Annotated in this window: 9 protein-coding genes; 7 read left to right on the top strand and 2 right to left on the bottom strand. The window is 70.4% G+C overall.

The features are described from left to right. The first annotated feature begins 30 nt into the window (after window positions 1-30). From OG871_RS05375 to OG871_RS05365, 3 genes are all read left to right on the top strand, one after another. Window positions 31-3,435 (top strand): AAA domain-containing protein, encoded by a 3,405-nt coding sequence (locus tag OG871_RS05375; RefSeq protein ID WP_371494548.1) that lies wholly within the window; start codon window positions 31-33, stop codon window positions 3,433-3,435. Further along, complete coding sequence (locus OG871_RS05370) at window positions 3,432-4,277, top strand: hypothetical protein (RefSeq protein ID WP_371494546.1); 846 nt, start codon at window positions 3,432-3,434, stop codon at window positions 4,275-4,277. The genes OG871_RS05375 and OG871_RS05370 overlap by 4 nt, the downstream gene beginning before the upstream one ends. A 62-nt stretch (window positions 4,278-4,339) precedes the next feature. Then, entirely contained in the window at window positions 4,340-5,689 is a 1,350-nt protein-coding gene (locus OG871_RS05365) for a hypothetical protein (RefSeq protein WP_371494544.1), read from the top strand. A gap of 378 nt (window positions 5,690-6,067) precedes the next feature. On the opposite strand, the gene OG871_RS05360 is transcribed toward OG871_RS05365, so the two are convergent. Together OG871_RS05360 and OG871_RS05355 are read right to left on the bottom strand one after the other, a co-directional pair. Continuing rightward, window positions 6,068-6,331, bottom strand: a complete 264-nt coding sequence (locus OG871_RS05360) for a hypothetical protein (RefSeq protein ID WP_371494542.1) — start codon at window positions 6,329-6,331, stop codon at window positions 6,068-6,070. Then, a complete protein-coding gene (locus OG871_RS05355; protein ID WP_371494540.1) occupies window positions 6,328-6,705 on the bottom strand; it encodes a hypothetical protein in 378 nt (125 codons plus the stop codon). Before OG871_RS05355 ends, OG871_RS05360 begins: the two co-directional genes overlap by 4 nt. Window positions 6,706-6,835: 130 nt before the next feature. On the opposite strand from OG871_RS05355, the gene OG871_RS05350 reads away from it, so the two are divergent. The 4 genes from OG871_RS05350 (at window position 6,836) to OG871_RS05335 (ending at window position 12,817) form a co-directional block, all read left to right on the top strand. Further along, entirely contained in the window at window positions 6,836-7,690 is an 855-nt protein-coding gene (locus tag OG871_RS05350) for an IS5 family transposase (protein ID WP_371493834.1), read from the top strand. Beyond that, window positions 7,687-8,085, top strand: a complete 399-nt coding sequence (locus tag OG871_RS05345) for a hypothetical protein (RefSeq protein WP_371494538.1) — start codon at window positions 7,687-7,689, stop codon at window positions 8,083-8,085. Before OG871_RS05350 ends, OG871_RS05345 begins: the two co-directional genes overlap by 4 nt. Before the next feature lie 1,038 nt (window positions 8,086-9,123). Further along, complete coding sequence (locus tag OG871_RS05340) at window positions 9,124-9,903, top strand: SDR family oxidoreductase (protein ID WP_371494536.1); 780 nt, start codon at window positions 9,124-9,126, stop codon at window positions 9,901-9,903. 25 nt (window positions 9,904-9,928) lie between these two features. After that, window positions 9,929-12,817, top strand: a complete 2,889-nt coding sequence (locus tag OG871_RS05335) for a BTAD domain-containing putative transcriptional regulator (RefSeq protein WP_371494534.1) — start codon at window positions 9,929-9,931, stop codon at window positions 12,815-12,817. Window positions 12,818-12,826 lie beyond the last annotated feature (9 nt).

The raw sequence follows: 12,826 nt of genomic DNA, 5'->3' as shown, positions 1-12,826 counted from the left end.
ACCGGGAAGACGCACACCATCGCGAACCTGGTGTCCGCACTGCTGGCCCAGGGGCAACGGGTCCTGGTCACCAGCGCACGGGACCAAGCGCTGACGGTGCTCCGGGACAAGCTGCCCCCGGCCGTCCGGGACCTCTGCGTGCTCCTGCTCAGCAGTACCAGTCAGGACGGTGCGAACGAACTCGAACGCACCATCAACGCGTTGAGCGACCAGGTGGCGGCGGACGACACGGACCAGTTGCGTGACGATATCCGCCGGCTGACCCAGCGCCGGCACGAGGTGCGCAGCAGGATCAAGCTGCTGACCGAGCAGGTGATCTCGTTGCGCGAGGCTGAGGTCTACCAGCACCCGGAGGTCGCGCCGGGCTACGCGGGGACGCTGGCCGCGATCGTGCAGAAGGTGCAGGACGAGGCGGTACGGCTGAACTGGATCGGGAGGCTGCCCGACCGGGCGCCGTCGAGGCCTCCGCTGTCGCCCATCGAGGCGGAGGAGCTGCTTGCACTCCTGAGGGAGGGCGCCGGGCAGTGGGCGGAGTGCACGGTGTTCCGGTCGGCCGAGACACTGCCGACGCCCGGCCAGGTTGTGGCGGCCTTCGCGGCGAGCCAGTTGAGCGTCAACGGGCTCTCTCCGGCCGCCGTCGAGGTGCGAAACGTGCTGGCCTCGCTGGAGACCTCCACCACCGACCGGCTCACGGAACTGCTCGGGTTCGGTCGAAGCCGGCTGCACCGCCTGGGGGTTCCATGGGAAGCCACACGTTGGGGAAGCGAGAGCTGGGTGGCGCGCGCCCTGACGGATCGGCTCACCCGCCGCTACCCCGATCTCTGGCAACGCGTCACCGATGTGGCGGGTGTTCTCTCCGACGTGACCGATGACCTCGACCGGATCGGTCTGCGCACGGTCGTCGTTCCGGACTCACTGACGCCGGAGCGTGCCAACCGCATGGCGGCCACGATCCCCGCCCTGACGAAGTACCTCGCCGCGGGCCGTCAGTTGCGTACGCGATTCGTGTCGAGGGCACAGCGGGAGGCCGATGAACTCCTGAGCACCTGCAGGGTGGATGGGAAGGCGCCGGCCTCCGAGGACGATCTGAGCGCCGTCCTGGCGTACCTGCAGGCCTACGCAGCACTCGTGGCAGTCGCCAACCGCTGGGAGCAGGTGGATGCGGCCCTCGAGGAAGCGCCGTTGGAGGTACGGCTTGCCGCGATGCGTGAGCGGTACCGGCACCTTGCCGAGGTCGACGAGTTCGGCCGGATTCGTGAGCAGATCGACGAACTCCTCGTGCGCCACGGCGTTTACCTCGACCTGACCCGCCCGCAGGAATGGCAGCACTTTGCCGAGGCCGTGTCGGCCCTGGCTGGTCGGCAGCGTGCTGAAGAGGCGTCGGCGAGGTTGGAGCGGTGGGACCGGCTCCTGCGCGGCGTGGACGACGGTGCGGCTCCGCCAGTCGAAGCACTCGGCATGGCACAGGCCCTGGCTGACCGCGACGTGGACCGGTACGCGAAGGAGCTTGAGGCGCTTGCTGCGGCCCAGCGGCGGGACCAGCGGCGGCGGCGTTGCGCGGGGCTGCTGGAAGGCCTCCGGGCTGCGTCGCCCGCACTCGCGGGCCGAGTCGAGGCCGAGGCGGAGGACCTGGCCTGGGACGAGCGGCTCGGCCGATTCGGGGAGGCCTGGGCGTGGGCGAAGGCGTGTCAGTTCATCGACGACGAACGCGCGCCCGGCCGGGAGCAGCGTCTCGACGGTGAGTTGAGCGAGCACGAGGCCAAGCTGGAGGAACTGACCGGGGACCTCGCCGCTGCTCACGGCAGGCTGCATTGCCTCGTTCGGATGACTTCGGAACAGCGCTCGGCGCTGCAGGCCTACCGCACTCACATGGCCTCGTACGGCAAGGGCAAGGGCAAGAACGCGTCCCACTTCAAGGCGGCCGCCCGCAGCGCGATGGACATCGCCCAGGGCGCCGTGCCGGCCTGGGTGATGCCCATCGGACGGGTCGCCGAGATGATCCAGCCGAGGCAGGACGCCTTCGACGTGGTGATCGTCGACGAGGCCAGCCAGGCTGGTATGGACGCACTCTTCCTGCTCTGGCTCGCGCCGCGCATCATCGTGGTCGGCGACGACAAGCAGTGCACGCCTCCAGTCACCGGATTCGGCCGCACCCAGCAGATCCAGGACCGGCTGACTGCGCACCTTCCGGAAGTTCCCGCCCACCTGCGCCAGCTGTACATGCCGCACTCCAACCTGTACCAGCTGCTGTCGGCGCTCTTCCCGTCGACGATCCGCCTGCAGGAGCACTTCCGCTGTATGCCCGAGATCATCGGCTGGTCCTCGGAGACCTTCTACACCCCGCCGGGTCTTATCCCGCTTCGGCAGTACGGTGGCGAGCGGCTCGACCCGCTGCTGACCCACTACGTCGAGGACGGCGTCGCGGAAGGGCGCGACAGCCGGATCCGAAACCCTAAGGAGGCCGAGGCGATCGTCGACTGCCTTGCCGAGCTGACCGCTGATCCGGCGTACGAGAACAAGACCATGGGCGTCATCGTGCTTCAGGGGACGTTCGGGCAGGTCAAGCTGCTGGAACAGCTGATCGAGCAACGCCTGCCCGCTCCGGTGCGGGAACGCCACCGCATCCGGGTGGGAACCCCGGCGCAGTTCCAGGGGGACGAGCGGCACGTCGTCCTGCTGTCGATGGTCGTGAACCGGGTGCGGCGCATCGCCGGCGGGATGCGGAGCGAGCAGCAGGCGTACAACGTGGCTGCCAGTCGTGCGCAGGACCAGATGCGGCTCTTCTACTCCGTGCCGCCCGACCAGCTCAAGTCCGGTGATCTGCGGCTCAACCTGCTTGGATACATGCAGAATCCGCCCGCGGCTCTGGCGGAGGCATCCGACATCGGCGTCGTGCTGCCCGATGTCCGGCGTGCGCCCTTCGACTCTCTTTTCGAGCAGCAGGTCTACCTGCGGTTGAAGGACCGCGGGTACCACGTGGTGCCGCAGTATCCGGCCGGTAGCAAGCGCATCGACCTCGTGGTAGTCGGCGCACGCGGCCGACTCGGCGTGGAGTGCGACGGCGACTACTACCACTCGACCCTCGACCAGATCCGGCACGACCACCAGCGCGACCGCGAACTCCAGCGCGTCGGATGGCGGTTCTGGCGCATCCGCGAGAGCGAGTTCAGGTTCGACCCGGACGAGGCCCTGGCCGGTCTGTGGCAGGAACTCGACCGCCAGGGGATCCGTCCGGCGAACTACTCCCTGCCGTCCGCGCCCCCGGGAGACGCGCAGCAGTGGACGCCGCTCGAACTGCCGGCCGGAGACGAGCTCCCCGACGAGGGGGCGGAAGACCACGAGCCCGAGGGGCCGCAGAGCCCCGACGACGGGGACGGAATCCGCACCGGATCCGACCCCAGCCCGGAATCCGATTCGACCGAAGGAACGGCATGACCCAGTCCCGGCAGCACGACCTCACGCTGGACGAGAACACCCTGGAGGAGCTTGCCCGCGTCGTCGCGGGCGACGACGACCTCTACTACCGCCGCGGGTTCGAGATCGCGGGCTTCCTCAAGCGGGCAGGCTGGCAGGGGCTCCCCGAGTACGACGGCCAGTACCGCAGGGACTGGGCGACCGAGCTGCTGATGGAGCGACGGGACCAGCCGGGGGAGATCGAGAAGGTACTGCTCAGGCTGGCCGACCCCCGCGAGTACCTCGACGAGCCCGGCCTGCTCGCCGACGTGGTGGCGGCCGTCAACTCCTTCCTCATCCACGAGGGGTACCGGCTGGAGAACCCCGGCGGCAGTGCCCGGCTGGTTCGGTGCGACCCGGCGCTGGCGCATCCGACACACTATGGAGCCGCGGAGCTCAAGGTCGTGATGGCGGACGTCATCGCCGACGAAGCCATGGCCGAGCTCCTCCAGTGGCGTCTGGACGAGGCCCGGACGTGCTACGCCAACGGCGCCCACGTTGCGGCGATCATCATGCTCGGCTCCCTGCTGGAGGGCGTGCTGCTCCGGACCGTAGTGGAACGGGATCCGTCCCTCCTGGGCCGGGACTCCGAGGACAGCGTCAACCTGGACAAGTTGATCAAAGCGTGCCACCGGGTGGGGTGGATCGGCGCGGACGCCGAGAAGTTCAGCCACGAGCTGCGCAGGTACCGGAACTTCGTCCACCCCAGGGCCGAGGCCCGCGAGAGCCACCGGCCGGACCGCGACACCTTGAGCATCTGCTGGCAGGTGGTCAACGCCGCCCTGAACGACCTCGCCGGGACGCACCCCGGCCGTGCCCGGTAGCCGTGCCCGGAGACCGATCGACACCGAGCAGCGCGAACCGCAACCTACTCAGGGGAGAGATCATGGTGAAGAAGGCAGCTGCCGTACTGAAGGACCTCGCCCAGCCGTGGAACGTGGCGATCCACTCGACCTCCGGTCTGGCCGGGAGTGTCGCGGAGGTGTCCGAGGCGGACGACAAGGAACGGCGCGAGAGGAACCAGGAACTGCTGCGGCGGAAGCCGGGGTTGGGGGCCGTGCCCGTCGGCGACCGCGGGCAGTCGATCGAGCTCACTCCGTGGAAGCTGCTGCACACGCTCGGCAGGGCCAACGTCCTGGCACGGCAAGGAGCCGGCCGAGGGCTGGCCGAGCACTGGGCGAGCCTCAAGTACTGCCAGGCGCTGGCCGGCAACCACGGGAGCTTCATGGCGCTGTCTGACGAGGGCCGCAACCCGATGCGCCACTACAAGGCGGTCCAGTCGGGGGAGCTGGGGATCGGTTTCGCCTTGGCCGTCGCACAGAAGGTCCTCAGGCGCCGGTACCCCGACCACTCGGTCTCAGTCATCGACGCGGAGATCGCCCTTCGCGCGGGGTGGACGCTGACCGGCAAGGAGGACTCGTCGCATCGGGCAGCCAAACGGCCGCACTTCTTCCTGGAGGTATGGAAGCCTGGCGAGCCCTCGAAGGTCGTGCTCGTCGCCTGCAAGGGAAGGCACGGCAAGGCGGCGCAGGTGCACGCCCAGCTGTCCACCGCGGCAGCGCACGTCGAGGCGGTCCACATCGGCAGGCCGGACGGGACGCCGACCATGGTGCTCGGCACGGAGATCCCGGGCAAGGACCCGATTACCCTCCATCTGCTGGAGGCCCCGGGGGACGGTACGCTGCACCTCCCTCCCGGAGCCTGTGAGGTCGACCTGGACGGCCCTCCGGAGGACCACGCCGTCGTACCGGGAATCGACCTCGCGTGGGGGACCGCTGAGAAGCCCCGAGTGGTGTCCGGCTATCACGTGCGGCCAGAGGACTACGGGTGGTTCCGCCGCGTCCTTGCGCACGCGGACGCGGCGGGTCTGATGGCTTTCACGGGAGGGGGCGAGCCCACCGCGCGCTACCTGTCGAAGCGCCAGGGGAAGCGCCACTACGAGCAGTACACGCATGCTGGCACGGGCATCGTCCAGGACATCGCGTACTCCGTGCACGGCGTCGACTTCGTGGGCACCGATCACGTCTTCCGGCTGAACGGCACGCGGGTGGAGGCCTTCTCCGGGATCGCGAGGGACCTCTTCGAGGACCTCGCGGTCGGCCGGGTCGAGCAGTACCGGCACAAGGCCCACGCGCTGCGCTCGGAGTGGTCCGAGGAGCCGTGGGACGCCAAGTGGGGCGGCCCGGTCTCGCTGAACCAGGACGGCTCGGTCATGGCCATCAGGGTCCTGCGCTGACCGTCGGCTGGTAGGGCGCGGCGTCGGCGGCTGTGGTGGAGGGGTTTCGTCTTCATCGCAGCCGCCGGGCGGCTGTGGACGCAGTCGTGGAAGTAGGTCGTCGCGTCCACAACCTGCCGCACGTTGGATTGTTGGCGCCGCTGTGTTGCAGCCGGCGCGGGCATTGCAGCCTCTCGCCGGTCGATCGGCCGTGGACCTCAGCCTTGACGGAGATGGCATCGGAGGGGCCGCCGACGGCCACGCAGCTGCGGTGGTGCTGCCCAGATCGGCCGGCACCACCGCGTAGCCGCCGGGTGCGAAGCAGTCGTCGTAATACGGCTCGGACACGCAGTCGACTTGCGTCTACGAAACCATTTCACAGCGGCACCGCTGACCGGATCAGCTCTCGTCTCGCGCGGCTTCGGGCTCTCCAGGTGCGCGGCCCGTGCCATTGCGGTCGACCGGCAGCGAGCCTGGGTTGACTACTCCTGCCGAGTGGCCTCGTGAAGCGGGATGAGTGCCACCGCCTAGTTCGTCCCGCACCTGCCTCCAGGCACGGATGATCTGTGGCACCTTCGACAGCACCTCGCTGATCTGGGTCAGCAGTAGCGTGACGCAGCCGAATGAGGCGACGATGACCAGGGTTACTTCGTCCCAGTTCACAGCGCGCCCTCCCCGGTCTGTCGGAACGGAGCGCGCAGGCCGGACAAGCGAAGGACCGCGCGACCGAGCCTGACGTCGATATGGCCATCGACAACATGCGCGACGGCCTCGGGGATACAGACCGGGGCACTGGTCAGTGAGGCGGCCACGTCGTCGCTGTAAGGGAAGCCGTTCCACCGGAGCGTCCACCGGTCGCCAGATCCGCTGAGTTGCTTCTCGTACCGGTCCACGTCCCCGTTGTTGGCCCAACCTGGGCGTTCCAGAGGGTCGGAGAACCAGTTGCCGATCGCCCATCTGCCGTGTGGGTCCCTGGCCGCGAGGCGGCAGACGAGGCCGGCCAGCAGCTGTTCTGCCTCTTCACTGATCTCAGGCACCTGCTCCAATTGTGAGTGCTCGGTCTCAGTGGACGTTAAGTCCCTTTTCTTTCGGTTCGTGATCGCTCGTTCGTGTGAACGTCGACCGTACTGGCGTGCCAGCCGGGGTTCGGGTGATGTTCTGCGGCGCATGGACAGACGGGCGTATCCGAGCGACTTATCGGACGAGCAGTGGGCGTTGATCGAGCCGATGATCACGGCCTGGAAGCAGGACCGGGTGGCGCGGTCGGCTACCGGGGATCCGGGGTCCTGCGATCTGCGGGAGATCGTGAACGCGATCTTCTACCAGAACCGGACGGGCTGTCAGTGGCGCTACCTGCCCCATGACCTGCCGTCCTGGTCGGCGGTGTTCTACTACTTCGGCCTGTGGCGCCAGGACGGGCTCGACCAGCGGATCCAGGAACTCCTGCGCTGCCAGGTGAGGGAGCGAGCCCGCCGATTAGAGGACCCGTCCCTCGTGATCATCGACACCCAGTCCGTCCGGGCGGCCGCCGGCGTCCCGAAGACCACGACGGGGCTGGACGCGAACAAGAAGGTGTCGGGGCGCAAGCGGGGACTGGCCGTGGACGTCCTGGGGCTGATCATCGGCGTTGTCGTCCTGGCCGCCTCCGCCCACGACAACGCCGCCGGCACCGCCCTGCTCGACCAGGTCGCCGAGCGGTGCGGGATGCGTCTGGAGAAGGCTCTGGTGGACCAGGGCTTCAAGGACGAGGTCGTCATCCACGGCGCTTTGCTGGATATCGACGTCGAGGTCGTCCGCCGCAACCCGGCCGACCAGGGCAAGGGTTTCGTCCCGCAGCCGAAACGGTGGGTGGTGGAGCAGACGAACGGCACCTTGATGCTGCATCGGCGCCTCGCCCGCGAGTACGACCACCGGCCCGACAACTCCGCCTCACGCGTCTACTGGGCCTCCACCGCGAACATGACCCGCCGCCTCACCACACCGGCCCCGGCCTGGCGCGACACCCTCGGACTGGCGGCGTGAACGTCGCCGAACTCCTGGCAGACCTCCAGAGCCGGCAGGACGAGGCCACCGCCCGGGCCGCAGAACTACGCGCCCGGATCGAAGAGCTCGCCGCCGATCTGACCCAGACCGAAGCGCGGCTCACGGACCTGGCCACCACCCGAAAGATCATCATGGAGGTCACGCCGGCAGGAACCGAATCCGAACCGCCCGAGACGAACACCACCTACCAGGCCATCGTGAACGCCTTCAACCAGCACCCCGCCCACGCATTCCGGGCACGCGAGCTGCACGAACTCCTCGGCATGCCCACCGACGAGGCGTCCGTCAACATCACCCGCAGCCGCCTCGGACGCCTCACTCGCCAAGGCTTCCTCACCCAACCCGGACGCGGCCGCTACCAGAAACGGACTTAACGTCCACTCAGACAGAGGCCTGTCGATGGTATGGAAATCCCATCGAGGTGAGGGGCGCGGCGATCCGTTCCAGGTTCCCGAACGGTTTCCAGTGATGACGAGCTTGGCGCCGGTGGGCTGATGACGTGCCAGATATGTGTGCGGTCCGCGGAACTCCTCGAGCCGGAGTCCCGGCAGACCTGTGACACCGTCGGGCCTCGGCAGGAGGTACGGGGCCACATTGTGGGGTACGTCCGTGATGAGCACGAGCTGGTCGAACTGTGCGGAGACGATGATGTCGTAGGCGACAAGGGTGTGCAGTCCCCAAGCAGCACTCCCGCGATAGGGCTGCCAGCTCCCCGCGCGGTTGAAAAGCCCGAGCGCCAGCAGGGATCGGAGGCTGCGCTGCTCCTGCGAGCAGGTCTCGATTCCGAGGGTGCCGTCACGCGGCACGGCAGCGAGAGCAGCTTGCTTGGGCTCGCCCAAGAACTGCATACGGGTGTGGGCGAGCGCCTTGTCAGTGCTTCGGGGCATGCCAGTACCTCGTGCCTCCCGGCTGGCACTTCAGGTCACATACCTCGTGAACCACTGTTGCGGGCACGCGGAGTTGGGCGAACCACGCCCATGTACAGCGTCCTCGGGTGCCGGGCCCGTGGGAATATGCCGTCCACCGACTCTCCGCGAGCCGGATGCACCGATGCTATACCCCCGCGGAGGAGGAAGACACGGCACGCGGCCTGATGGATCCAGTGCTCACTCGCTGTTCGGCCGGCACGCCACCCCAACAGCGGTCATGGCCTCCCGGCCGACCAGCAGGGGCACGGTCCGACCCCAGGGCTCGCAGCGGTTCCGGCGGCGGGAGTACTCGTCTGCCGGTCGCTCTGGCACCGAGTCTCGACGACCCGGCAGGTCCCAACAGGCGGCGGTTCGCTCGTGCGACGGAAGGTCCGTCCCTCGGTGGGCGGTGAGCCGGCGGTGAGGGGGCGGTGAGCGGTCGTCGGCAGTCTTGGGTCATCGCCGGATCCGCCAAGGGCCGGCCACGACGGGGGGAGCATGACCATGGGCGAGCTGACCGGCAGGACGGCGCTGGTGACGGGCGGGTCGCGAGGGATCGGGCGGGCGGTCGCACTGCGGCTGGCCGCGGACGGCGCCCTGGTGGCCGTGCACTACGGCGGCAACGAGGATGCCGCCAAGGAGACCGTGGCACGGATCGAGGCCGCAGGTGGCCGGGCGTTCGCCGTCCAGGCCCGCTTCGGCGAGGACGGCGCGGTGGACCGGCTGTTCGAGGGGCTGACCGCGGGGCTGGCGGCACGCGGTGTGGACGGCCTGGACATCCTGGTCAACAACGCGGGGGTCCTCTCGGGCAACCCGATCGCCCGGGTCACCCCGGAGGAGTTCGGCCGGTTGTGGGCGGTCAACGTCAGCACGCCGTTCTTCGTCATCCAGCGGGTGCTGCCGCTGCTCAACGACGGTGGCCGGGTCGTCAACATGGGTTCGATGGCCAGCCGGCTCGCGGTCTCCACGCAGATCGCGTACACGGTCAGCAAGGCGGCACTGGAGTCGATGGCCCCGTCGCTGGCCAATGAACTCGGCCGGCGGGGGATCACGGTGAACACGGTGGCACCCGGCGCCGTGCGGACCGACATGACCGCGGGCCACACGGCGATTCCCGAGGTGGTCGCGGGCCTGGAGGCGATCACTGCGCTCGGGCGGCTCGGTGAGCCGGAGGACGTCGCCGACGTCGTCGGGTTCCTGGCGGGCCCGCAGGGGCGCTGGGTGACCGGCCAGACGATCGACGTGTCGGGCGGGACGTACCTCGGCCCCATCGTTCCGGCGTGATCGTATCTGATGGATAATCAGCCGTATGCGGTTCGGAATCCTCGGCGAGACCAAGGCGTGGCGCGACGACGGATCCGAGGTTCCGCTCGGCGGGCCGGCCCGCCGAGCGCTGCTGGCACTGCTGCTGGTCCGCCCCGGTGAGGTGGTCTCCGCCGACCGGCTGGCCGAGGAGGTCGACCCGGCCGGGGCGCTGTCGGCGCACGCGGTGCAGTCCCAGGTGTCCAGGCTGCGGACGGCGCTGGGACCGGCGGCGATCGAGCGCTCAGCGGCCGGCTACCGGATCGTGGTCGAGCTGGACGCCGTGGACGCCTGCCGGTTCGAGCGGCTGGCCGGCCGGGGCCGAGCCGCGCTGCGGGACGGCGAGGCGGAACAGGCGGTCGCGCTGCTGCGCGAGGCGCTCGGGTTGTGGCGGGGCCCCGCGCTGGCCGAGGTCGCCGAACGCGAGACGGCCCGGGCGGCAGCGGTACGGCTGGAGGAACTCCGGCTCGCGGCGCTGGAGGACCGGTTCGAGGGGGCGCTGCGCCTCGGCGACCACCGCGCGGCCGTACCGGAACTGCGCGCACTCGTCGGCCGCCACCCGCTCCGCGAACAGCTGGCGGCGCTGCTGATGCGCGCGCTGTTCGCCGAGGGCGGCCAGGCCGAGGCACTGGTGGTGTTCGAGGAGACCAGGCGGCACCTGGCCGAGCAGCTCGGTGCCGACCCGTCGGCCGAACTGGCCGCGATTCACCGGGAGTTGCTGAGCGCCGATCCGACCCCGTCGCCGACCGCGCCGCCGGCGCAACTGACCTCCTTCGTGGGCCGCGCCGGCGAGGTGAACGAGACCGCGGAGCTGCTGCGGGTGGCCCGCCTGGTCACCCTGGTCGGCCCCGGCGGTGTCGGGAAGACCCGGCTGGCCGTCGAGCTCGCCGGCAGCCCGGCCGACGAGGTGTGCTTCGCCGAGCTGGCCCCGCTGCGCGACGGCGCCGCGCTGCCGCAGGCGCTGCTGGGCGCGCTCGGCCTGCGCGGGAACGGGCTCCACCTGGACGGTGTGCGGGCACCGCTCGACCGCCTGATCACGGCGCTGTCGGACCGGATGCTCCTGCTCGTCCTGGACAACTGTGAGCACCTCGTCGAGGAGAGTGCCGCGCTGGTGGCGCGGCTGCTGGCGACCTGCCCACGGCTGCGGATCCTGGCCACCAGCCGCGAGCCGCTCGGCATCATCGGCGAGAGCCTGCAGTACGTGGGGCCGCTCGACGAGGACGCGGCCATGCGGCTGTTCACCGACCGGGCCGCCGCCGTCCGGCGCGGCTTCGCGCCGGATCCCGCTCTCGTGCGGAGGATCTGCACGGCGTTGGACGGCCTGCCGCTGGCCATCGAACTGGCTGCGGCCCGGCTGCGCACGATGGAGATCGCCGACCTCGCGGGACGGCTGGACGACCTGCTCGGGATCGCCGGGCGCGGCACCCGGACGGCCGACCAGCGCCACCGGACCCTGCGCTCGGTGGTCGCCTGGGGTTGGGACCTGCTCTCCGAATCCGAGCGGCGGGCCGCCCGACGGTTCGCGGTGTTCGCCGGCGGCGCGTCGGCCGAGGCCGCGGCGGGGGTGTGCGACGCCGACGGCGAGACGCTGGAGTCGCTGGCGGACAAGTCCTTCCTGCAGGCCGGCCGCGGCCGGTACCGGATGCTGGAGACGATCCGCACCTTTGCCGCCGAACAGCTGGCGGCGGCGGGCGAACAGGACGTGGCAGAGCGCGCCCATGGCCGGTACGTCCGGCAGCTGGTTCGGACCGCCGACCCGTACCTGAGGACGGCCGAACAGCTGGAGTGGCTGCCGGTCGTCACCGCCGTGCACGACGACCTCCTGACGGCGGTACGTCGGGCTGTCCGGGCGCAGGAAGTGGCGGCGGCCCTGGACCTGCTGGCCTCGGCCTCGGCCTACCTGTGGATCCGTGGTGCGTCCACGTCGGTGGCGCCCCACGCCGCCGCGCTGTTGGAGACGATCGGTGACCGGCCCCCGGCCGGGCGCGGCGAGGAGTACGCGGTGTGCGTGCTGCTCGCCGCGTCAGGCAGCGCCGGGCAGCCGGTCTGGCAACGGCACCGTGCTGCGGCCGAACAGGCGCTGGCCGCGGCATGGCCGGGCGAGCGGGCGGGCCGGTACCCGGTCGCGCTGCTGGTGTGGATGATGCGCAGCGCCGGCCAGGCTCAAGCCGATGACCGGCAGAGCGCGTTCGAACTGGTCTCGGCGCAACACGACTGCCCCGAGCCGTGGGCACGGGCGGTGGCCCGGTACGTGTCGGGATTCGGATTCCTCGGCACGGGCGACACCCCGGGAGCCGAGCGCGCCTTCGGGCTGGCCGGTGACGCGTTCGGTGCGCTCGGCGACCGCTGGGGAAGCGCGTTGGCCCTGGACATGCTCGCCGGACTGGCGGCCGGGCGCGGCGACCGAGCGGAGGCGGTCGCGCTGACCGATCGGGCCCTCGCCCTGACCGAACAGCTCGGCGCCCTGGAGGACGCCGCCGACCTCCTGGTCAGCCGGGGTGACCAGCTCGCCGCCGACGACCCCGCGGCGGCCGGTGCCGACTACGTGCGAGCCGCGGAGCTGGCCGTCGGCGCCGGCAGCGCCGACGGCCTCGCCGCCGCCCTGCGGGGGCAGGCCGACCTCGCCCTGTCGGAAGGCGACCTGACCGCGGCGGAACGGCTGTACTCCGAGGCGCTGGAACGGATCGACCCGCACTGGATCAAAGCCCTCTGCAACCGGGTGCGCACGCTCACCGGACTCGCCCGCGTCGCCGAACTGCGCGGTGACCACGTCACGGCCCGCACGCACTACCGCACGGCTGCCGAGGCCGCGGCCGAGGCGGGCCCCTCCGCCCCCGCCGTGCTGGGCCTGTTCGGGCTTCCCGCGCCCGTCGTCGAGGCGGTGAGCCGACGGTGAGCCCCCAGT

The organism is Kitasatospora sp. NBC_00374 (assembly GCF_041434935.1).
GTDB lineage: Bacteria > Actinomycetota > Actinomycetes > Streptomycetales > Streptomycetaceae > Kitasatospora.
This window is presented reverse-complemented; position numbering and strand designations above follow the sequence as displayed.